General features: G+C 73.7%; 18 protein-coding genes. 7 read left to right on the top strand and 11 right to left on the bottom strand.

What is annotated here, in order from left to right:
• Window positions 1-7 precede the first annotated feature (7 nt).
• From ACIP64_RS09750 to ACIP64_RS09725, 6 genes are all read right to left on the bottom strand, one after another.
• Complete coding sequence (locus ACIP64_RS09750; RefSeq protein WP_401583474.1) at window positions 8-430, bottom strand: hypothetical protein; 423 nt, start codon at window positions 428-430, stop codon at window positions 8-10.
• Between the two features lie 165 nt (window positions 431-595).
• Entirely contained in the window at window positions 596-1,813 is a 1,218-nt protein-coding gene (locus tag ACIP64_RS09745; RefSeq protein WP_401583472.1) for a ferritin-like domain-containing protein, read from the bottom strand.
• Window positions 1,810-2,664, bottom strand: coding sequence for a phosphate/phosphite/phosphonate ABC transporter substrate-binding protein (locus ACIP64_RS09740; protein ID WP_401583470.1), 855 nt, complete (start codon window positions 2,662-2,664; stop codon window positions 1,810-1,812). Before ACIP64_RS09740 ends, ACIP64_RS09745 begins: the two co-directional genes overlap by 4 nt.
• The gene (locus ACIP64_RS09735) at window positions 2,661-3,821 is read right to left on the bottom strand and encodes an acyl-CoA dehydrogenase family protein (RefSeq protein ID WP_401583469.1); all 1,161 of its coding nucleotides are present in this window, start codon (window positions 3,819-3,821) and stop codon (window positions 2,661-2,663) included. The genes ACIP64_RS09740 and ACIP64_RS09735 overlap by 4 nt, the downstream gene beginning before the upstream one ends.
• A 211-nt stretch (window positions 3,822-4,032) precedes the next feature.
• A complete protein-coding gene (locus ACIP64_RS09730; protein ID WP_401583467.1) occupies window positions 4,033-4,413 on the bottom strand; it encodes an ArsR/SmtB family transcription factor in 381 nt (126 codons plus the stop codon).
• Window positions 4,414-4,609: 196 nt separating this feature from the next.
• Window positions 4,610-4,984: a hypothetical protein gene (locus tag ACIP64_RS09725; protein ID WP_401583466.1), complete on the bottom strand. Its 375-nt coding sequence runs from the start codon at window positions 4,982-4,984 to the stop codon at window positions 4,610-4,612.
• A 447-nt stretch (window positions 4,985-5,431) separates the two neighbouring features.
• On the opposite strand from ACIP64_RS09725, the gene ACIP64_RS09720 reads away from it, so the two are divergent.
• Window positions 5,432-5,926, top strand: coding sequence for a hypothetical protein (locus ACIP64_RS09720; RefSeq protein WP_401583465.1), 495 nt, complete (start codon window positions 5,432-5,434; stop codon window positions 5,924-5,926).
• A 22-nt stretch (window positions 5,927-5,948) separates the two neighbouring features.
• On the opposite strand, the gene ACIP64_RS09715 is transcribed toward ACIP64_RS09720, so the two are convergent.
• The 3 genes from ACIP64_RS09715 to ACIP64_RS09705 all read right to left on the bottom strand — a co-directional run bounded on the left by ACIP64_RS09715 (window position 5,949) and on the right by ACIP64_RS09705 (window position 10,188).
• Entirely contained in the window at window positions 5,949-7,106 is a 1,158-nt protein-coding gene (locus ACIP64_RS09715) for a methyltransferase (RefSeq protein ID WP_401583464.1), read from the bottom strand.
• A gap of 61 nt (window positions 7,107-7,167) precedes the next feature.
• A complete protein-coding gene (locus tag ACIP64_RS09710) occupies window positions 7,168-9,453 on the bottom strand; it encodes a SpoIIE family protein phosphatase (RefSeq protein WP_401583462.1) in 2,286 nt (761 codons plus the stop codon).
• Window positions 9,454-9,627: 174 nt separating this feature from the next.
• Window positions 9,628-10,188 carry an NADPH-dependent FMN reductase gene (locus tag ACIP64_RS09705; RefSeq protein ID WP_401583816.1) on the bottom strand — a complete coding sequence of 187 codons (561 nt, stop codon included), beginning with the start codon at window positions 10,186-10,188 and terminating at the stop codon, window positions 9,628-9,630.
• A gap of 314 nt (window positions 10,189-10,502) precedes the next feature.
• Between ACIP64_RS09705 and ACIP64_RS09700 the strand changes: the two genes are divergently transcribed.
• The 5 genes from ACIP64_RS09700 to ACIP64_RS09680 all read left to right on the top strand — a co-directional run bounded on the left by ACIP64_RS09700 (window position 10,503) and on the right by ACIP64_RS09680 (window position 20,127).
• Entirely contained in the window at window positions 10,503-11,225 is a 723-nt protein-coding gene (locus ACIP64_RS09700) for an FAD binding domain-containing protein (protein ID WP_401583460.1), read from the top strand.
• Between the two features lie 14 nt (window positions 11,226-11,239).
• On the top strand, window positions 11,240-11,674 hold the full coding sequence (locus ACIP64_RS09695; RefSeq protein WP_401583459.1) for a protein-tyrosine phosphatase family protein: 435 nt from the start codon (window positions 11,240-11,242) through the stop codon (window positions 11,672-11,674).
• Between the two features lie 62 nt (window positions 11,675-11,736).
• Entirely contained in the window at window positions 11,737-12,102 is a 366-nt protein-coding gene (locus ACIP64_RS09690; RefSeq protein ID WP_401583458.1) for a YciI family protein, read from the top strand.
• Window positions 12,103-12,679: 577 nt separating this feature from the next.
• The gene (locus ACIP64_RS09685; protein ID WP_401583456.1) at window positions 12,680-14,665 is read left to right on the top strand and encodes a non-ribosomal peptide synthetase; all 1,986 of its coding nucleotides are present in this window, start codon (window positions 12,680-12,682) and stop codon (window positions 14,663-14,665) included.
• On the top strand, window positions 14,662-20,127 hold the full coding sequence (locus tag ACIP64_RS09680; RefSeq protein WP_401583454.1) for an amino acid adenylation domain-containing protein: 5,466 nt from the start codon (window positions 14,662-14,664) through the stop codon (window positions 20,125-20,127). The genes ACIP64_RS09685 and ACIP64_RS09680 overlap by 4 nt, the downstream gene beginning before the upstream one ends.
• On the opposite strand, the gene ACIP64_RS09675 is transcribed toward ACIP64_RS09680, so the two are convergent.
• Complete coding sequence (locus tag ACIP64_RS09675) at window positions 20,093-20,362, bottom strand: thioesterase II family protein (protein ID WP_401583452.1); 270 nt, start codon at window positions 20,360-20,362, stop codon at window positions 20,093-20,095. The genes ACIP64_RS09680 and ACIP64_RS09675 overlap by 35 nt on opposite strands.
• 19 nt (window positions 20,363-20,381) lie before the next feature.
• Window positions 20,382-20,573 carry a hypothetical protein gene (locus tag ACIP64_RS09670; RefSeq protein WP_401583450.1) on the bottom strand — a complete coding sequence of 64 codons (192 nt, stop codon included), beginning with the start codon at window positions 20,571-20,573 and terminating at the stop codon, window positions 20,382-20,384.
• A gap of 237 nt (window positions 20,574-20,810) precedes the next feature.
• Here ACIP64_RS09670 and ACIP64_RS09665 point away from each other — a divergent pair, with 237 nt between their 5' ends.
• Window positions 20,811-21,938, top strand: a complete 1,128-nt coding sequence (locus ACIP64_RS09665; RefSeq protein ID WP_401583448.1) for a copper resistance D family protein — start codon at window positions 20,811-20,813, stop codon at window positions 21,936-21,938.
• Window positions 21,939-21,968: the final 30 nt, after the last annotated feature.

The following is a 21,968-nucleotide window of genomic DNA, read 5'->3' as shown; positions in this document are numbered from 1 at the left end:
CCCGGCCTCAGCGGAAGTCCCCGGGGGTGTAGGCGTCGGTCCAGTGCGAGTAGAGCGCGCGGTCCGACGGGGAGAAGGACGCGTTCAGGATCCGGTACTGCCGGTAGTAGTGCCGGCCCTGGTCGATCCGTACGCCCTGGACCTGGAGGTCGGAGCCCGGCAGGACGCGGACGCGGCCCTCCGCGCAGTTGGGCTCACAGGTGTTGATCCTCAGCGTGCCCCGGCCGGTGGCCGTCGCGGACCCCCAGTGGGACCAGCTCAGGCCCTCCAGCGCGACCGTGTTCGTCGCCTCGAAGGTCGACGGCATGACCGAAGGCCGCCGGGTCAGGTCGTCCAGGAGCATCGGCGCATCCGCACGCGCCACGGCGGCCGCCGGAACGAGGGCGACGGCGAGCGCGAGCAGGAAGCACGAAACGGGCTTGCGCGACATGGAGTTGCCTCCCTCGGCCGGCGAACCCCTGGGCGTCGGCTGCCTGGTGACCGCCGGGGCGGCACAGTGGGACAGGCGGGCGCGAGGGGCCGTTTCGACCATCGTAGGACGCACCGCCCCGTCGTGCCCGCGCGCGGCCCCGGCGGCCGCATGCCGCCGTCGCCGTCACATGAAGTTGCGCGTGTGCAGCGCCGACAGGGCGGTGGCCTCGTCGTCGGGGAAGCCCAGGCGGGAGAGCCGGTGGCGCCGCGCCTCGTCCATGTCCGCCTGGAGGCGCTGCACCGCCCGCCAGCCGCGGGCGACGGCCGCCGGATCCCATGAACCGGCCGCCAGGAGCACGAGGGCGTCGAAGACGTCCTGGTTCAGGCCGGCGGAGCCCGCCAGCGCGTCGTGCCGCCGCTCCACCGCGGCCCGCAGCCGGCCGCGCAGCCGCGGGTCCACGCCCGCCCGGTGCTCCAGGTGCCCCAGGCCGAAGGCCACGTGCCGGGCCTCGTCCTGGCGGACGAGCCGGCTGATCCGGCGGGTGACCGGGTCGGGGCCGTGCCGTTCGAGGAAGGCCAGCAGATTGAGGAAGCTGCCCTCGCCCAGCACCGACAGCAGGAAGGAGGCGATCGAGAAGTCCGGCTCGCTCAGCAGGGTCGTCAGCGACGCCCGGCCGCCGACCGTGGACGTTCCCATGCTGCCGCCCTTGAGCAGCGCCCGGCGGGTGAACACCTCGATGTGCCGGGCCTCGTCCGCGGCCTGCACGGCCAGGAGCTGGAGCACTTCGCGGAAGTGCGGGTGCACCTGCACGAGCAGGCGCGCGGGCACGATCAGCGCCGCCTGCTCGTTCTCCACCAGGTACGTCATGACCTGTACGACGGCCGCTTCGACCTCGTCCGGCAGGGCGAAGACGGTGTCCCACGGGACGGCGGTCAGCGGGTCCCACTGCGCGGCCGCCGCCTGCCGGTAGAGCCGCGGCGCGAGATCCGTCCAGGCGACGTCCCGGTCGGCGACCGCGAAGGGCACCTCGGGTCCGCCGGCCTCCACCAGGGCACCGCGAGCGGCCAGGCCCCAGTACAGGGGCGGCTGCCCGGCGACCTCCCGCGCGTCCGGCCCCCCGGCACGTTCGGCGCCCTCCCACCGGGCGACGGCCGAGTGACCCCGGTGCACATGGGCGCGCACCGGGGCCTCGTGCGGCGCCGCGAGGGTCACGGTGTGGCCCTCGCGGCGGCACCAGGCGGTGAGGGGGGCGAGGAGCGCGGGACCCATGCCGGCGACCGAGACCCGGCCCCCGGCCGCGACCTGGCTCAGCGAGCGGCGCAGCAGGAGGTGGGCGCCCTCGTCGAAACCGGTGCCCGCCAGGTCCAGTACGGGGCCGGAGGGCTCCTCGCCCGCGGTCACGGCCGGTAGCCGGCGATCGTGACGGCGCCCTCGGCGTCGTAGAAGCCCGCCTCGTCGACGGCGGTCGCCAGGTCGCCGAAGCCGGTGTCCCGTCCCGGGAGCCACTGCCTGAGCCCCTCCAGGTCGAGCAGGTGACGCACGTCGGGGTCCGCGTAGGACATCGACTCCAGCAGCGCCGACAGGCGTTCGCCGCGCTCCGCGCCGAGCGAGGGCCCGGCGGCGAGCACGCAGTGGTCGAAGGGGGCGGTACGCGCCAGCACGCGCGTGGTACCGGCGGGCAGGGCGCCTTCCAGGCCGAAGGTGAGGTGGGAGGCGTCGCTCATGCAGGCCGCCGCGACCTCACCGGCGAGGACCGCCCTGGCCGCCTCGCGCTCGCCCCCGATGTGGTCCCCGTGCAGGCCGACGCCGGTGTCGTGGCGCCGGACGCGGAAGTCGGCCCCCGGAACGAGGCCGGCGTCCCTCAGATGACGCAGCGGCAGCAGCGTCGCCTGCGGGGAGTCGATCGCGCCGACGGCGACGGTCTCGCCCTTGAGGTCGGCGACCGTGGCGACCGGCCCGTTCGACCGCACCACGATCACGGAGGTGAGGTCGCGGTCGGTGTCGCGCATGACGAGCGGCCTGACGTCCGTGCCCGCCGCCCGCGCCAGGCGGCAGGAGCGCAGCCAGGCCAGCGGCGACTGCCACGCCGCGTCGATGCGCCCGGCGACGAGGTCCTCGGTCTGCCGCTCGTAGTGGGAGTAGAGCACGAAGTCCAGGTCGAGGCCGTGCTCCCGCAGCCAGGAGCGGAAACCGGACCAGATCGTGACGACCTTCGGGTCGTACGCGACGGCGCCCAGGACGATGCCGGTCACTGGGCCTCCTCGAACAGCGGCAGGTCCAGCCCGGCCCGGCCGCAGAAGTCGTACAGCGCCTCGGTGGTCGGCGCCATGACGCGTGCCGCCAGGGCGTCCCGGAACCGGCGCTCCACACCCAGGTCCCGGCGGAAGGCCGATCCTCCGCACAGGCGCATGGCGCCGTCCGCCACCTCGGCCGCGGCCTCGCCGGCCAGCGCCTTCACTTGGAGCGCCCGCACCGTCGCCTCCGGGCTCCCGGCGGCCATCGCGTCCAAAGTGGCGTCCAGGAAGGTGCGCACGGAGTCGGTGCGCAGGCGCAACTGGGCGTACTGGCGGCGGGAGACGGGCTGCTGCGCCAGCGTCTCGCCCAGGTGCTCCAGGCGAGCGGTGCGCAGGTGGCGGGCGGTCAGGTCCGTCAGCGTCTCCATGACCCCGAGGGAGAACGCGGCGCTGAGCACGAGGAAGCAGGGGAGCGCCAGTTCCAGCGCGGTCGCCAGGCCCTGCCCGTCGGTCCCGAGCACTGCCTCGGCAGGCACGGACACGCCCTCGGCGGTGACCGGGCAGGAGGCGTTGCCGCGCAGCCCAAAACCGTCGAAGTCGCCCCGCACGGACAGCCCGGGGAGGTCGCGCGGGACGAGCCACAGCGTCATGGGGCCGTCGGCCCGCAGCGGCCGGCTCGACCAGACATAGCTGTCGGCCTCGCCCGCCGCGGTGACCCACGACTTCACCGCGTCCAGCCGCACGGTGCCCGGCTCTCCGGCGACGGCGGTGCCCGCGGGTGCCCAGAAGTGGCTGCGCGACCCGCGCTCGGAGAAGGCGAGCGTACTCAGGTGGCGGCCCTCGGCGATCGCCCGCCGTACGTCGTCCGGCCCGTGGCGTTCGATGACGGACACGGCCGAGTAGTGCATGAGCAGGACCATCGCCGTGGAGCCGCAGGTCCCCGCCACCCGCTCGACGAGCGAGGCCGCCTGCCGCAGGTCGCCGCCGGCCCCGCCGAGCGCCGGAGAGCTGAGCAGGCCGAGGGCACCGGCGTCCGCGAGCGCGCGCACGCTCTCGCGGGGGAAGCGGCCCGCGCGGTCGACCTCGTCGGCGAACGGCCGTACGCGGTCGCGGAGAACGGAGTCGACATCCGGTGGCGCGGTGGCGAGAGGTGTCGCCTCGGTGGTGTGCAGCATGTGTTCCCCAGGGAGAGGGTGACGGAGGCCGGGTGGCGGGTCCCCACCCAAGCAGTCCGTCCGCACCACCGGTGGGAGCGCGCGCCGCCGCCTCCAGAAGAGTGATGATCGGGTTCCGGGGAACTCCGGCCCGCGCGGCGGACGGTGGACGACCGGGAAGCCGCGCCCGGAACCGCCCGCGGAGTGCGACGAAGCGCCGCTCCGGTCGCGCTCAGCCCGCTCGGTGGACGGCTTGCTCGGCCGGGTGGTCGGTGCCGCTCCCGGTGTCGGCCTGGCGCAACTCGGCGAGCAGTTCGCTCTGTCCGGCCAGGAGTTCGGTGAGGATGCGGCGCGCGGCGCGCAGCAGCTCCGCCACGTCGCCTCCCGCGAGGGCGTAGCTGACGGTGGAGCCCTCGCGGATCGACACCACGATGCCCGAGCGCCGGAGCACGCCCAGTTGCTGGGACAGGTTGGACGGCTCGATCTCGATCTCGTTGAGCAGTTCGCGCACCGGCTTGGGGCCGTCCTGCAGGAGCTCCAGGACCCGGATGCGCACGGGGTGCCCGAGCATGCGGAAGAACTCCGCCTTGGCCTGGTACAGCGGTACCTGCATCGTGTGATTGCTCCTGCCCGGACTCGACGCCGTTCCGCGCCGGCCACCGGGGCGGCCGACGCGATGCTGCTGTCCAATCCTTCCGCCCCCGGGACCCGCACACCGATGGATTTGCGGGCTTCTCAGGATGAGGATGTGCCCAATTGAAAGATTCTTCAATTCACGGGCATGCGGATCCCGGGTGGCAGTCGTGTCGCTACATCTCCAGTTCGGCCTCGATGCGCCTGAGTTGGTGGCGGGCCATCGCGAGGTTGGCGTTGGCACTGCTGAGGACGAGGTAGAGGAACAGTCCCTTGCCGCTCCGGTTCTTCAGCGGCCGGATCAGGTGGTACTGGGTGCCCAGGGTGATCAGGATGTCCTCGATCTCCTCCTTGATGCCGAGTTCCTTCATGATGCGGGTCTCGGCGCGGATCACATCGGTGTTGCCCGCGGCGGCGACGTTCAGGTCGAGGTCCTTCCCGCCGCCGATCGTGCCCAGCGCCATGCCGCTGGTGTAATCGACCAGGGCTGCCCCCACGCTGCCCTCGATCGAGGTCATCGTCTCCTTGAGGGAGGTCTCGATGTTCGCCATCGTCACTTCTCCTGCTCTCGCTGCTCGTGCCCCGGCAGGCGGACCGCCGGGCGCTTGTGACGGGGAGGCTACGGAACGTGTGCGGGGTGGAGCGGGGAACTGCGATCCCCGCCAGGGCCGCGTACGGCCCCCTGTAGGATGCGGCGCCGCCCTTCAGCCGCCGGGCACGAGCGCGTCCCCCGTCCTGCCGCCCGCGTTGGGCCGTCCGGGGATTCTCCGGCCGCCTCGGCGAGGGGGTCCCGCGCCCGCCCGGCCGCGAGCGACGAGACCCTCGCGGCGAGCGTGCACACCGGGCTCCGCCCGCCCTGCTCCCCGATTCCGGGGCCGCGACCGGTGCCGTCGTCCACCGGTCCACCCGCGGCAGTCCGGCCAACCCGCCCCGTACCCCGGTCTGTCACACCGTCCCCTCGTTGCCGCTGCCGGGCGAAGATTTGGTTGGATGCAGCCATGAGCGCAGATGATCACCAGGAATCAGGTCTCTCGAAGAGGGTGTGGAGCGACGCGGACTTCGAGGACATGTGGTGGCACTACGCCACCGTGCACGGCCTCCACGTGCAGCGGACCGACGCGGACTCCCCGCGTCTCCTGCTCGACCTGGACTACATCGTCCGATGGGTCCAGCCGCTGCCCCCGGAGAAGCACTTCACCTTCTGGGTGTCCCCGGCGACGCTGGTCTTCGAGGACGTCCAGGATCTCGAAGGGGGGCTCGGGTTCCGGGGCCGGTCGCCGGAGCTGGAGATCGACGCCCTGCACCGGCTGGCCCCCGAGGACGGCCGGCAGGACCTGCCGCACTGGCATGTCGAGGGCCACGCCTTCGACTTGAGGTTCCGGGCGTCCGGCTTCCGGCAGTACTTCCGCCACGCGCCCCGGCTGACGTCCCGTTACGCCCTGCCGGCCGCGGACCGCGGCGGCTGCTCCTTCGACGAGGCCGCCTTCGGGTGAGCGGCCGGGGCGGCGGGGGCCCTCAGCGCCTGACGGCCCGCAGGACCACGAACTTGGGGTCGGACGCCACGACGTCGCAGTCGCCGAACAGGCGCCGCAGGCGCACGTGGTAGCCCAGGTGCCGGTTGCCGACGACCAGCAGCTCGCCGCCGGGACGCAGCACCTCCCTGGCGGTGTGGAACATGCGGCGGGCGGTCGTGTCGGTGACCGACTGGTGGGAGTGGAACGGCGGGTTGTTGAGCACCAGGTCGGCCCCGCCGGGCGGGACCGCCGTCAGGACGTCCGCGGCGTCACCGACGAGGAACCGGGCCTTGGCCGCGGGGCCCAGGTTGTCGCGGAACGTGGCCTCGGCGGAGGCCACGGCCTGGTGCGACTCGTCGGCGAACAGCACGTCGGCGGCCGGGTTGGCGAGCGCCACCGCGGTCCCGACGACGCCGTTGCCGCAGCCCAGGTCGACCACGCTGTCGGGGCCCTGCCGTGAGGGCAGGTGCCGGAGCAGGAACCGGGTGCCGATGTCGAGGTGGTCGGCGCAGAAGACGCCCGCGTGATTGGTGACCGTGCGGCCCGACAGCACTCCGATGTCGTCGGGCAGCGCGTACCGCAGCGGCCAGGGGTTCGCCCCGGGCCGCGCCGCGGGGTCGGGCGTGCTGAGGATCAGCCGGGCCTTGCGGACGGCCAGCGAGGTGCGCGTCGGCCCGACGATCCGCTCGAAGAGCTTCAGCGTCGAGGTGTGGATCTCGGTGACCATCCCCGTGCCGACGACGACGGTCCCGGCGTGCAGCGCGGGCGCCAGCCGGTGCAGCTGGTCCTCCAGCAGGGCGAGGCTCTTGGGCACCCTGACCAGCAGGACGTCGATGCGTGCGGGCGGCTCGTCCCGCGTCGTCAGCATCCGTACGCCGGCCTCGGCCTGCGGAACGTTGCGCCGCAGGTTCGCCAGGGTGGCCTGCTGGCCGAGGTGGGAGTCGGTGATCTGCGTGGGGCGGTGCGCGGCCAGCGCCGTGGCCAGCGCTCCCCAGCGGTCGCCGAGCACCGCGACCTCGCCCGTCAGGTCGGTTCCGGTCTCCGCCAGGTGCCGCAGCAGGTAGTCGTCCGCGGCGTCCCATGCGCGCAGCGACTCCCGCGGGTCCGCAGGGAAGCGTGTCAGTTCGAGGGCGCCCCACGGCGTGCTGAAGACGTTCATCGCCCCCTCAGCGTACGGGCTGCGCGCACCTGCGCTGTCCGGCGGGCCCCGGGACCGCCCGTCAGGGCGCCGGGGCGGCCGGCACCGGCAGCTCCGCCCAGACGGTCTTCCCGTGCGCGTGGTGGCGGGTGCCCCACTGCTCGGCGAGGCTCGCGACGATGAACAGCCCGCGGCCCGTCTCGTCGACGGTGCGGGCGTGTTTCACCCGCGGTGAGCTGGGCGCGCCGTCGCTGACCTCGCAGGTCAGCATCCGGTCCAGGATCAGGCGCAGGCGCAGCGGCGGAGCGCCGTGGCGGACCGCGTTGCCGACGAACTCGCTGACGACGAGTTCGGTGGTGAACGCGGTCTCCTCGTCCACGCCCCACGCCTCCAACTGCCGCAGCGTCGCCGCGCGGGCGACGGGCGCGGCCTCGGCGTTCGCGGGCAGGGGCAGGGTCAGCACGCGTCCGGCGGGCAGGGCCTTGGTGCGGGCGAGCAGCATCACCGTCTCGGCGGCGTCGTTGTCGTCCCTGGCTGCCGACGCGATGGCGTCGTGCAAGGCGGGCAGCGTGGTTGTGTGGGCGCCGTCCAGGAGCGGACGCAGTGGGCCGGCCGGCGCCAGCACCTGGTCCGCGAGTGAGGCCGTCGCCAGGGCCAGCGTGGTGCCTTCGGGGAGGCTGAGCGTGGTCGCCGGGAAGGGGGCCCTGCCCGGTCCGGTGAGCGAGGGGCCCGGCGGGACGGAACCGCCCGGCGTCGTGCCGTCGGGAAGGACCGCGACGGGTTCCGGCAGGCCGGCGCGGGCGACGGTGCAGGTGAGGGCCACCGGGTCGTGCACCGCGATGAGGCAGCCGGCGGTCAGGGGACCGGGCGGGCCGGGGTCGAACGGGGGCAGGGCGGCGTACGCGGCGGCCAGACGGGTCGCGGTGTCGCTCAGGCGGGCCAGCAACTCGTCGGGCTCCAGGTCCAGGGCGGCCAGCGTGTGGACGGCCGTGCGCAGCAGTCCCACGACGATCGCCGCCGTCATGCCCTGCCCCGCGACGTTCCCGACGATCAGCGCGGTCCGCGCGCCGGACAGCGGGATCACGTCGAACCACGCACCCGCGTTCTCCGGATTGCGCAGGTGCAGGCCGGTGACCTCCAGGGTGTCCGGCGCGGTGGACCGCTGGGGGAGCAGCCGGTGCTGGACGGTCGACGCGATGATCCACTCGCGCATGTACTGGCGGGCGTTGTTCATGCACAGCGCGGCGTGCGCGCACACCGCCGCCGCGACCTGGACGTCGTCCTCCTCGAAGGGGTCCTCGTGCAGCTGGCGGTAGAAGCTGACCACGCCGAGCACCTGGCCGCGCAGCTCCAGCGGCGCGACGATCAAGGAACGGCTGAGCGACCGCCTGATGGCATCGCCCCGGTCCGGGTCGACGTCCAGCCACCGGCTGTCCTCGTCGATCCGCACCAGGCGCGGCCTCATGTCGGCCAGGACGTGGGAGAACGGCGTGCCGGACGGCAGGGAGCGCACGTCTCCGACCGGGTGACCGGAGACGATCCCCTTGAAGGCCGCCCGGCGCAGCGGAATGTCCGGGCGGGCGGGGGCGGCGGGGGGTTCCTCTCCGCGGACGACGTCGTCCACCACCTCGACGACGGCGACGCTCGCGAAGGCGGGCACCACCACCTCCACCACTTCCTGGCACACCGTGGCGACGTTCAGCCGGTGCCCCACCCGGGCCCGGACCCTGTCCAGGAACGCCAGCCGGTGCAGCGCCTTCTCGCGCTCCGTGACATCCACGGCCGACGCCACCAGACCGAGCACACCGCCGCGGGCGTCCTCGAGGCGGAAGTACGAGAAGGAGCGGATGCGGTCCCTGGCCTCCTGCGGCGTCCGCACACTCCGGACGAGCCGGTCCACCACGGGCTCCCCGCTGTCGAGGACGGCTCGCGCCACGTCGGCCTCCGCCTCCGGGTCCTCGAACGCGCACACCGCGGTGAAGGGCCCGCCCACGCGGTGTCCGGCGGGCACGGCCCGCGGCCCGCGGCCGGCGGCGCTCATCCGCACCACGCGCAGCCGGTCGTCGAGGACGTACAGCGCCACCGGCGCGTGGGCGAACAGGGCCTGGAGGACCGCCGCGTCCGGCCCCGGCGCGGCATCGCCCGCCGAGAGCACCTGCCAGAGCAGGGACGTGCCGCGCTGCACCGGCTTGACCAGCACTCCGGGCAGTCCGCCGGCGCCCGGCCCGGGGGCAGCGCCCATGAGCGCGGTCACGGACCGTCCGACGGCCTCCTCGGGCGACCGGCCGAGCAGTTCCTCGGCCGCGGGACCCCACTCGACCACCCGGCCGCTCTCATCGACGAGCGCGAGCATGTCACCGCTGGGCATGCGACAGCACCTCCGCCCCCATGCCTGCCCAGCCCCTCCCGGAGGCAGGCCCGCCCGCCCGGCCGTCCCATCGATCGGCGCAGCCCCGCCCACCAGGGACGGGTGCCGCGAGGTGCGGCGGGAGAGGACCACGGGACGCCGCCCGGGGTCCTCTCCCGGTGCCGCGGTGCGGTGTCAGGCGGCGCGCAGCGGAGCGAGGGCGTCGGCCCACCGGACGACCTGGTCGAAGGTCGTGGCGAGGGTGTCGCGCTGACCGTCGGCGGGCTTGAAGGTGCTGAAGTTCTCGAAATCGGTGAACAGGGAGAGGGCGACCTGGGAGCGGACGTCGGCCATCTGGAGTTCCGCGGCGATCAGGCGCAGGTGCTCCACGGCGCGGGTGCCGCCGGTCGAGCCGTAGCTGACGAAGCCGATGGCCTTGTCGACCCACTCGGCGTGCAGGAAGTCGATCGCGTTCTTCAGCGCGCCGGGCACCGAGTGGTTGTACTCGGGGGTGACGACGACGAAGCCGTCGAAGGACGCGATCTTCTGCGCCCAGGCGTGGGTGTGCGGCTGGGAGTACTGCCCCATCGCCGGCGGGTAGGCCTCGTCGAGCAGCGGCAGATTGTAGTCCACCAGGTCCACGAGCTCGAACTCGGCGTCGGTGCGCTGCGCGGCGAGCTCGTGGACCCAGCGGGCCACGGCCTCGCCGTTGCGGCCCGGGCGGGTGCTGCCGAGGATGATGCCGATCCTGGTCATGGGAGCCTCTTTCTTCTTCTTCGTCTTCGTCCTGAACAGCGTGGACAGCGTGAACGACATGGCCGTGTACTTGTCTCGTCAAGTAGATGCTTGCGAAGAGAAAGTACGTCCGATGTGATTGACGCGTCAAGCAAGTGTGTCGGGTCGCCGGTGAGACGCCGGTCACGGCGACCGCCCCCGGTGCGGCCGGAGAGCGCAACTGCCGTGCCCTGTACGCCGATCTGCCCGCCGGGGGAGAATACGCACCTCAGGCGATCGGACAGGCGAAGCGATCTCCTTCCACCGCCCGCTCCCCAGAAAGCAGGTCGACTGCCGTGCTGCTGCATCTGCCCACGACGGTGTCCGAGGCCCAGGAGTGCATGGCCAGGGACGCGGTGCCCATCGGCGGGGCGACCCTCGTGTGGGCCGGCTGGCAGCGGGACGGCTTCCCCGAGCACGCCATGTCGCTGCGGGAACTGCCCGAGGCCAACGGCATCGAACGGGAGGCGCTGGGCGCGGCCGTGGTGCTGCACCGGATCGACGACCGCGTGCCGGAGGCACTGCGCCGGGCGGCCGCGAGCGTGGGCACCGGAGCCGTTCGCCGCACGGCCACGGTCGGCGGCAACCTCGTCGGCAGCGCCCTGCGCTGCCTGCTGCCGGCCGCGCTCGTCCTCGACGCCCGTGCCGTCACCCTCGAAACGGACGGGGTCTACGAGACCGACCTGTCCGACGCCCTGGCCAAGCACCACCTCCTGCTCGGCATCCGGTGGCGCGAGCCGATCGCCAGCGGGTACCGCAAGCAGCCCGCCGAAGCGGGCGGGCCGCCGCCCCTCGTCGTGGCCGCCGCGGTGCACGCCGATCCCGCCGGAGGGAGCCGGCTGCGGGTCGCCGTCCGCGACGGCTACGACGTCCTGAGCGCGACCGTCCCGTGCGACGCCGGCGCCGAACAGGCCCTGCACGCCCTGGAGTCCACCGGCATCGGCACACTGCCCGCCGCGGCCCGGGACCTGGTGCGCGAGCAGGTCTCGGGCATCGTCACCGGGCCCGCCGGGAGCTGAGGGGCGGCACGGAGGTGGCGGAGGACTGGGACACGGCAGGCGGCGGGATCGTGAGGTTCCCCTCCGGTGCGCTGGTGCGGGGCCGGGGACTGCGTGATCCGCTGCCCGCGGGGCCGGTGCCCTCGTTCGCGGTGTACCTGCTGGGCAGGCGGCCTCCGCCGGTCGCGTGGGAGGCCCGGTGGGTGCGCTGGCGCGACTTCGGGCTGCCCAGGGATCCTCGGGAGGTGCGGGACGTGCTGCGCGAGGCGCTGGCCCGGGCCGCGTGCGAACGTGTGGAGATCGCCTGCGGCGGAGGGCGAGGCCGGACGGGGACGGCGCTGGCGTGCATGGCGGTCCTCGACGGGGTGCCGGCCGACCGGGCGGTGGCGTTCGTCCGCCGCGGCTACGACCGCCGCGCGGTGGAGACCCCGTGGCAACGGCGGTTCGTGCGCCGCTTCCAGGACCTGTGACGGGCTGTCGGCACCCTGGCCCGGTCTGGTGCCGTGACCGCGTACGGTGCCAGGGTGGCCGCATGAAGTACATGGTGCTGATGTATGCCGATCCCGCGGCGACCGAGGCGATGTCGGCGACGCAGCGCGCAGAGGTGTTCCGCAGGCACGAGGCGCTCCATCAGGACCTGGCGGGCTCCGGCGAGATGCTCAACGGGGCGGGACTGGCCTACCCGAGGGACACCACGACGATCCGGTGGCGCGGGGACGGATCGACCTCCGCGGACGGGCCGCTCACGGAGGCGACCGACCAGCTCACCGCGTACTACGTGGTCGAGTGCGCGAGCCCGGAGCGGGCGCGCGAGATCGCCGCACGCGTCGTGGACTTCCATGTCGTGGCGGTCGAAGTGCGGCCCGTGCACGACTCGTTCGGGATGGACGAGGGCTGATCCGCCGGTCCGCGCGACGTGAGGTGGCCGTACGGAGCGGCCGCGGGGGCGGCCGGCCCGCCTCCCGCGTGCGGGGCCCGCTACCGCGTTCGTGCGTGACGCAAGGAACTCCCTCGCCGGGACGGAGGGCCGTTGCCACCGGGTGCGGCGTCCGCCGGCGGCGGGGCCGTTCGCTCCTTCGGCGGCGCCGGTCAGGGCGACCACGCATACCGTCAAGGAGTGCGTCAGGAGGCCGACAATTCAGCGGCGTTGCCCGTTCACGGGGGTGAGGCGGGTGCCGGCGTGTCCCAGCGGGGTCCGGGGCCGTGAGGCCCGGGGCGCGTGATGGCCACCGACGTGGCAGCAAGGGTGGCGCACGATGTGCCGGACCGCCCGGCATTTGCGGACAAATCTGTATGAAGGAGTCCGCTTGTCCCGTTGTTAAGGATGCATCAGTGGGGTTGTCCCGACTCGCGGCGTTCCTAGGCTTTGAGCGTGCCCTGTTGGGGCGAGAGGAGCAAGGGACGTGCCACAGTTGTCGGGTACCGGAGCCGTCGAAATGGCGGGGCCCCAGGTCATACGGGATTGTTCGACCGGCTTGCCCGGCCTGGTCAGGGAGGTCACGGAACGGGATCCGAAACGCGAGGCCGTCCGGTCCGGTGGGGACTCCCTCAACTACCGCCGGCTGGAGGCGTGGTCGGACGCGATCGCCCGGGTGCTGCGGACGGACGCGCCGGAGGGGCTGCCGGTGGTGGTCGCCGTGCCGCGCAGCAACGCGCTGCTCGCGGCGCTGCTGGGCGTCCTGAAGGCCGGGTTGCCGTATCTTCCGGTCGACCCGGCCGATCCGCCGGTGCGGCTGGCCGGTGTCCTGGAGACGGCGGGCAGCCGCGTGGCGCTCGTCAGCGCGCCGACGGAGCCCGTGCTCGCCGGACACGGGCTGCGCACCGTCGAGGTGGAGAGCCTGCGCCCCGCGGGGGACGCCTCCGTGCTTCCGCTCGACCCGCTGCCCGTCGTTCCCGACGAGCAGCCCGTGTACGTGCTGTTCACCTCGGGCTCCACCGGTGCGCCCAAGGGCGTCGTCCTGCCCAGCCTGGCGTTGTGCAACCGGTTGCTGTGGATGCGCGACACCTACGCGGTGGGGCCGGAGGACCGGATCCTGCAGAAGACCCCGGTGACCTTCGACGTCTCCGGCTGGGAGCTGTGGCTCCCGTTGATCGCGGGGGCCACCTGCGTGTTCCTGCCCCCGGAGGAGCACCGCGACCCTGCACGGGTGGCGGATGCCGTCCAGGAGCACCGCATCACGGTGTGCCACTTCGTCCCGTCCATGCTCCGCGAGTTCCTGCGCGGGCCGGGTGCCGCACGCTGCACCTCGCTGCGCCACGTGTTCTGCAGCGGTGAGGCACTGCCCGTCGCCGTGGCACGCGACTTCGCCACATCACTGCCGGCGCGGCTGCACAACCTGTACGGCCCCACCGAGGCCGCCATCGACGTCACGCACTGGACCTGTCCGGAGCGGGCAGCCGACATCGACCGGATCCTCATCGGGCAGCCGGTCGACAACTGCGTCCTCGGCGTCTTCGACCGTGACGGCGTTCTCGTCGCCGCCGGGGAGGAGGGCGAACTGCGCATCGGCGGAATGCCGTTGGCGCTGGGTTACCTCAACCGGCAGGACCTGACCGACCAGGCGTTCGTCCCCGCCGGGGCCGACGCGTCCGTGCCCACCTGGTACCGCACCGGGGACCGGGTGCGGCTGGCGGACGGGGGCCTGGAGTACCTGGGCCGCGTCGACGACCAGGTGAAGATCCGCGGCCAGCGCATCGAACCGCAGGAAGTCGAGCACCACTTGGGCAGCCACCGCGAGGTCGCCGCGGGGACCGTCGTCGCCGCGCGCATCGGGGACGACGTGGAACTCGTGGCCTGGATCCAGCCCGCCGAGCCGACTGCCGAGGTGCCGGAAGGACTGCCGCGAAGGCTGCGGGAGCACCTTGCGGACCGGGTGCCGCCCGCGTACGTGCCGACCCGGTTCCTGATCGTTCCCGAACTCCCCCTCAGCAGCAGTGGCAAGCGCGACCGCAAGCAGCTGCGGCAGCGTGCGGAGGAGCAGCTGAACGTCGCGCGGACCCCGGTCGCGTCCCGTCCGGCGGACGGCGGGCGACCGCTCCTGCAGCGGCTGATGCGCGAACGGTCCGGACGGACGGCCGCCTCCGCCGAGGAGGAGGACCCGGGCGCCTTGGCCTCGATCTGGTACGAGGTGCTTCCGCAGGCGGCCGAGGAGGGCCGCGCCGAGGCGCGATTCGTGTCGTTGGGCGGGCACAGCCTGCTGGGCGCGCGGCTGGCCGCGGAGATCCACGACCGGCTCGGCGTCTCCCTGCCGGCCGGGCACTTCCTGCGCAACGACCCCACGCTGGCCGAGCTCCACGCCGCCGTGGCCCTCGCCGACCGTCCCACCGACCTGCCCGGGACCCCCACCGACGCCGCACACGCGTCGCCCGAGCAGCGCCGGATGTCGCTGCTGTCCGGGATGCCGGCGGATGTCGAGCGCCTGGCTCTCGTCGCCATGGACACGGAAGCCGGTGCCCGATGAGCGCCCCCACCACTCGTGTCGAGCCCGGGAACCAGGACCGGCTGCGAGCCCTGCTGGCCACCCGGGCCGCGGCCGCCCGCAAGGAGCACCCCACCGAGGCCGGCGACGGTCCCGCACCGCTCAGCCCGGCCCAGGAAGGCCTGTGGTTCCAGGCCCAGTTGCAGCCCGACAGCCCCGCCTACCTGGTGCCCGTACTGCTCCGGCTGCGCGGGGTGCTCGACCCCGACGCCCTGCTGGGCGCCGTCCGCGACCTCGCCGAGCGGCACCGTGTGCTGCGCGGTGTGGTCGACGCCTCGGGCCCGCGGCCGGTGATGGTGACCCGTCCGGCCGGGGACGTCCCGGTGGAGACCGTGGACCTCGCCGGACACGCCGACGCCGAGGCTGAACTGGACCGGCAGGTGCGCGTCCGCGTGGGCCGGGCCTTCTCGCTGGAGCGGGAGTGCCCGCTGCGGGCCGTGTGCTTCGCACTGGGCGAGCAGGACCATGCGCTCCTGCTGGTGGTCCACCACATCGCCACCGACGCCTGGTCCAACGGTCTGCTCGTCGAGGACCTGGCCGCGCTGTACGCCGCCCGCCTCGGCCTGCGGCCCGCACCGGAACCGGCGCCGCAGTACGCGGCCGTGAACGACCGGCGCCCCGCTGAACTGGAGGCGGACCGGCTGGACTGGTGGGAGCGGAGGCTCTCCGGCTGCGGTGCCGGGCTCGACCTGCCCGCCGACCGCCCGCACCGTCCGATCCCGTCGGACGCCGGCGGCAAGGTGCCGCTGGCGCTGTCCACCGCATCGCAGGAACGGTTGCGGGCCCTGGCCACGGCATCCGGCTGCACGCCGTTCATGGTGCTGCTCGGCGTGTGGCAGGCGCTCCTGGCGCGGATATCCGGCAGCACCGACATTCCCGTCGGTGTTCCCGACGGCGGGCGTCGCGCGCCCGGCAGCGACCGGGCGGTGGGCCTGTTCGTCAACACGGTGGTGATGCGGGGCGACCTGTCCGGCGACCCCACCGGCCGGGAACTCCTCGACCGGGTACGGACCACGGTCCTGGACGCGATCGGGCACGGCGACGTGCCGTTCGACAGGGTCGTGGAGCGGGTGCGCCCGCAGCGGTCCGCCGCCGCCAACCCGCTGTTCGACACCATGGCCAACTTCTACCGGCGCCCCGACGTCGGCGCGCTCTTCCCCGGTCTGACGACCGAGTTCCGCGAGGTGCCGACCGGTTCGGTCAAGGCCGACCTGGCCCTTCAGCTCTTCGAGCGGGAGTCCGACGGCACGCTCAGCGGCATCCTGGAGTACCGCGCCGAACGGTTCGAACCCGACAGCGCGCGGCGCCTCGCGGGCTGGTACCTGCGCCTGCTGGACGGGCTGCTGGCCGACCCCGACGCGCCCGTGGGCGCGCTGGCTCCCGCCGCGCCGGAGGCCGGGATCGTCCACGGTCCGGTCCGTGAGTTCACCCTGGACCGCCCGCTGCACTCCCTGGTCGAGGACTGGGCGCGCGATACCCCGGACGCGGTGGCGGTCGTCGCCGCCGACGGTTCCTTGACGTACGCCCAGTTGGACATGCGGGCCAACCGCGTCGCGCACTGGCTGCTCGCCTCCGGAGTGCGTCCGCAGGCCCCGGTGGCCGTGCTCGCCGAGCGCGGCAGGGACTTCACGGTCGCGGTGCTGGGTGTGCTCAAGGCGGGGGCGGCCTTCGTCCCGCTGGAGCCCTCCTATCCGGACCAGCGGCTGGCCGGCACCCTTGCCGCGGCCGGAGCCGGGCATCTGCTCGTCGAGGCCGGCCTGACCGGCCGCGTCCCCGCGGACCGTATCTCCGTGATCGGCGTGATCGGCGAGATCGCCGGCGACAGCACGCTGCCGGCCACTCCCGCGGCGACGGAAGCCGGGCCGGACGACCTCGCGTACGTGATCTTCACGTCGGGTTCGACCGGAACGCCCAAGGGCGTCGCGGTGGAGCACCGCAGCCTCGTGCACTACGTGCGCGGCGGCCTGGAGCGGGTCGACGGACACGGGCGCTCCTTCGCGCTGCTGTCGACCGCCGCCGCAGACCTGGGATACCTCTCGGTCTTCGGCGCCCTGGCCGGCGGCGGCACCCTGCACATGGTGGAGCGGGACACGGCCACCGATCCCGAGCGGCTCGCGGCGTACTTCACCGCGCACCCGGTCGACGTGGTCAAGATGGTGCCCAGCCACGTCGAACTGCTCGCCGCACACGGTGACCTGGCGGCCGTCCTGCCGCGACGCACCCTCGTACTGGCGGGCGAGCCCTGCCCGTGGGAACTGGCCGACCGCATCCGTGCGGCCCGCCCGGACCTCGTCCTGCACAACCACTACGGCCCGACCGAGACCACGGTCTCGGTACTGGGCTGCGACCTCGGCCAGGTGGACCCGCGGCGGCGCGGCGGTCCGGTGGCCCCGCTCGGCACGCCCTTCCCCAACGCCGTCTGCTACGTCGTGGACCCGGCCGGGCGGCTCCTGCCGCCCACCGTTCCCGGTGAACTGCTCATCTCGGGACCGGGTGTCTCGCGCGGCTACCTCGGCAATGAGGAGGCCACGCGGCGCGCCTTCGTACCGGACCCGCTGGACGGCACCCGCCGCTGCTACCGCACCGGCGACCGCGTCCGGGTGCGTGCCGACGGCCTCATCGAGTTCCTCGGCCGCCTCGACGACCAGGTCAAGGTGCGCGGATACCGTGTCGAACTCGGCGAGGTCGCCGCGGCCTGCCGCGCCCTGCCGGGCGTGCGCGAGGCCGTCGTCCTCGCCGTCGGCGCCGACCACCAGCGGCAGCTCGCCGCCTGGCTGGTCCCCGCGGGCGACGAGCCGCTGGACGTCAAGGCCGTCCGCACGGCACTGCGGGCCGCCCTGCCCGGCCACATGGTCCCCACCGCGCTGGTCGGCATCCCGGCCGTCCCCCTGACCCCCAACGGCAAGGTCGACCGCGCCGCGCTGCCCCGGCCGACGGAGGCCGCGCCCACCGACCGGGTCACGCCCCGTACGGAGACCGAGCGCCGTATCGCCGCCGTCTGGCAGGAAGTGCTCGGACTCCCTGACGCCGACGTGGACATCGACGAGGACTTCTTCGCCCTCGGCGGGGACTCCTTCCGCGCCCTGCGGGCCGCCCGGGCCATCGATCCGGACCTCCGTGTCATCGACCTGTTCACCCGCCCGACCGTCCGCGACCTCGCCCTCTTCCTGGACGGGCCCGGCGACCGGGACACCCGGCTCCTGCAGCGCCTGGCGGGACCGGCGCAGGGGACCGCGGTGACCCTCACGGTGCTGTGCGTCCCCTACGCGGGCGGCTCCGCCGCCTCGTACGGGCCGCTCGCCGCCGAACTGGCGGTACGCCACCCGGGCGCCGAGATCCTCGCACTGGAGCCGCCGGGCCACGACCCGGCTCGTCCGGACGAGGTCATGCCGGGCCTGCCCGAGCTGATCGACGGCTGCCGCGCCGAACTCGCCGAGCGCGCGGCGGGACCGGTCCTGGTGTACGGGCACTGCGTCGGAACCGCCACGGCGGTGGGCATCGCCCTGGAACTGGAGGCCGACGGCACCGAACTGGCGGGCGTGGTCCTCGGCGCCGCCTTTCCCACCGCGCGGCTTCCCGGCCGCTTCTCCTCCTTGGTGGACCGCTGGTTCCCCAACGACCGCTGGACTTCCGACCGCGCCTACCGGGAGGTGCTCCAGGCACTCGGCGGACAGCTGGAGGAGGCGACCCAGGAGGCCGTGATCCGCGGCGTACGGCACGACGTCCGCCAGGCGGTCGACTGGTTCAGCACCCGGCTGGCCGTCCCGGACGCGGTCCGGCTGAACACCCCGGTGCTGTGTGTCGTCGGCGACCGTGACCGCACCACGGAACTGTCCGAGGAGCGGTACGCGGAGTGGTACGGCTTCGCCGAGCAGGTCGACCTGGCGCGGATCGGCGGCGCCGGGCACTACTTCGTCAAACACCAGGCGGCCGAACTGGCGGAGTTGATCTCCGCGCGGCTCGCACCAGGAGCCGACGCAGCTCCCGCTCCCGTCTCGGTGCCGGCCGACGGGCCCACGGAAGTGCGGCCGCCCGCCCGCGAGCGACCGGGGCGCCAGGACCTGCGCGACCTGCGCCGGTTCGCACTGCTGGCCCTCAGCCAGACGATCTCGCTGACGGGTGCGAGTCTGACCGCCTTCGGCCTGGGCGTCTGGGTCTACCAGCGCACGCACCAGGTCGGTTACTACTCCGTGATCACCATGCTGGCGCTGCTCCCCGCGGTCTTCGCCGCGCCCCTCGGCGGCGCGGTCGCCGACCGCTACGAGCGCCGCCGGGTCCTGCTGGGCTGCACCGCCGTGTACGGCGTGGCCCTGACCGGGCTGATCACGGCGGCGGCGACCGGCAGTCTCCATGTGTGGGAGGTCGCGCTCTTCGCGGGACTGACCTCGCTCACGGCGGCGTTCCAGCGCCCCGCCTATCTCGCCGCCGTCGCCCAGCTCGTACCCAAGCCGTATCTCGGGCAGGCCAACGGAGTCGCCCAGTTGGGCACCGCGCTCAGCACCCTCATCGCCCCCGTGCTCGGCGGTGCGCTGATCACACTGGTCGGCCTCACCGGGATGATCTGCGTGGACATCGCCGCCCTGGTGTGCGGAGCGGCGGTGCTGCTGGCCGTACGGTTCCCGGACCGGCTGTTCCGCAGACGGCGGGAGACCTTTGCCGCCGCGCTCACCGGCGGATGGCGCTTCATCGTGCGCCGCAGGCCGATGGTCGCGATGGTCGTCTTCTTCGTGGTGGTCAACTACATCACCGCCACGACCACCGTGCTGACCGCCCCGCTGGTGCTGTCCACCAGCACCCCGGCGGTCCTCGGCCTGGTGGTCGCCGCCGGTGGCCTCGGCGCGGTTGTCGGTGGGCTCACGATGGCGTTCTGGGGCGGCACCCGGCGTCGCGCCGACGGCATGATCGGCACCACCGTGGGTCTGGGACTGGCCACGGCCCTCATCGGCCTGCGGCCCACACCGCTGCTCATGGGCATCGGTCTGTTCCTGTGGTGGGCCTGCAACGCCGTGCTCAACGCGCACTGGCTGAGCATCATCCAGGCGAAGGTCGGCCTCGAGCTGCAGGGCCGGGTGGTCGCCACGAACCAGATGCTGGCGACCGCCATGATGCCGCTCGGCTTCCTGCTCACCCCGGTCCTGAACGACCACGTCTTCGGCCCACTGGTCGCCGGCAGCGCGCCGCTTCAGACCGTGCTGGGCGGCGGACCGGGCCGCGGCATGGGGCTGCTGATGGTCATGGGCGGACTGCTGCTGGCCTGCTGGGGCGTCTTCGGGCTGCGCTACCGCCCGTTGCGCGAGATCGAGGACCGGCTGCCGGACATCCCCACCGGAAGCGTCATCTCGGAGGACCTCGACGTCCTGCAGAGCCAGGCGGACGCTCTGCAGGACGAAGCCGAGGCGACGGCGGGGCTCAGGCGAGAAGCCGGGGCCGCAGCACCGCGCTGACCGTCTCGGCCACGGGAGCCCACCCTTCACGGATGAAGAGGTGGGCTCCTGGCTCGCTGCGCGGCTGGAACCCGGACGTCGTCCGGTCCGCCCAGGCGGCCATCTGCCCCGCGGGCACCAGATGGTCCCGGTCCCCGGCGAAACCGTTGATGCCCGCGCTGAGGCGCCACGGACCGCCGGGGCGGGGACGGTACGACCGGTACAGCGCGAAGTCCGCGGCGAGCGATTGCGTCAACTGGCGCACCCATGCCTCGTCATTGCGCACTTCGGCGGGCAGACCGCCGAAGCAGCGCCCGGATGTGGTCGGCCGGCCGCTCCGCCGGCGCGTCGGTCGGCACGGCGCCGGTGCCCGGGGCGTGCGCGGCGCCGACGAAGAGGTGTACGGGACCCTGCCCGGTCGTCCGCTCCAGCCGCGGGGCCGGCTCGTACGCCACCATCGCGCCCATGCTGTGCCCGCGCGTCCACCGTCCCCGCGGGCGTGTCCCAGCCGGATTGACGGGTAAGTTAGGTGTGCCTAACCTAAGGGCCTCTGGATTTCTCCTGCCAATGCCCGAGGGTGATCAGTCATGCCGCCGTCCCATCAATTGCCTTTCCAGCTGCCCTTTTCCGCGGCTCCGGCGCCGTCGACCCCGCTCGGCCCGTTCGCTGACAGCGCTGTCGCCTGGTCGGCCTGGGTAACCCTGATGGGGTTCGTCGGAGTGACGGCCCTGGCCCTGGTGGCCGCGGGTCCCGCGGCCGGCCGGATCGGCGCCGACGCGCTGTCCGCGGTGACCGTCCGGCTCGCCCGCGCCGCGGTCGTCCTGGGAGTCCTGGCCGTGCCCGCGGTGCTCACCGGCCTCGCCCACTCCGGGGACGACGGCGGGTACGACTACGGCGCGGCATGGAACTCGCTCTACGACGGCAGCAACGCGGGCCGGTTGTCGGGACTGGAGGTCACCCTCGTCCTGGCCGGCGCTCTCCTGGTCGCACCCCTGGCCCTCCGCGCGCGCGTGCCTGCCGCGACCCGCCGCCTGCTGCTCGTGGCGGGCCTCGGTGCGGGGGCCGTCGCGCTCGGCACCACCAAGTTCCCCGACGAGGTCCCCGACGACTGGGGCCGCACCACCTTCGAGACCGTGATGTGGATGCTCCACCTGCTCGGCGGCGCCGTCTGGTTGGGCGGCGTGGCCGGACTGGCACTGCTCGCCCTCCCCGGGGCGGTCGCACCCGCCGACCGCGGCGCCTTCTGGTCCCCGGCCATCCGGCGCTTCTCGGCCGCCGCCATGGGCTGTGTCGCCGCGATCACCCTGTCCGGCCTGTTCCTGTACTGGGAGCACGTCGACGGCCCGTCGCAGCTGTTCACCACGATGTACGGGCGCGTGCTGGGCGTGAAGATCCTCATCTTCGGCACGCTGCTGCTGCTCGGCGTCTTCAACCAGTTCTGGCTGCACCCGCGGATCGACGCGCTGCGGGCCGCCGGTGACGAGCGCCCGCTGCGGACGCTGCTGATACGGGAGTTCCCCGTCGTGATCACCCTGGAGACGCTGCTCGCGATGACCCTGCTCTTCGTCGCGCCCTTCCTGCACGGCTCGGCCCGCAACCAGGCCTTCCAGGCGGACGCGGCCGCGCACTCGGCGGTTCCGCTGGCCCTGGACGACCTTCCCCGGCTCCCGCCGAAGGAGGCCACCGCCTCCACCTGGGTGCTGGGCACGACAGAGACCGTCGCGGTCGTCGCCCTGATGATCGCCGGCTACTGGTTCTCGGGCACGATCGCCCGCCGTCGTGCCGCCGCCTCCACCGCCGCCGCTCCGGCCGGCGAACTCGTCGAGGCCTGACGCCAGAACGGCGAGGGGCGCCCGCTTCCC

Origin of the sequence: Streptomyces sp. NPDC088733, assembly GCF_044751185.1 — a bacterium.
Taxonomy (GTDB): Bacteria; Actinomycetota; Actinomycetes; order Streptomycetales; family Streptomycetaceae; genus Actinacidiphila.
This window is presented reverse-complemented; position numbering and strand designations above follow the sequence as displayed.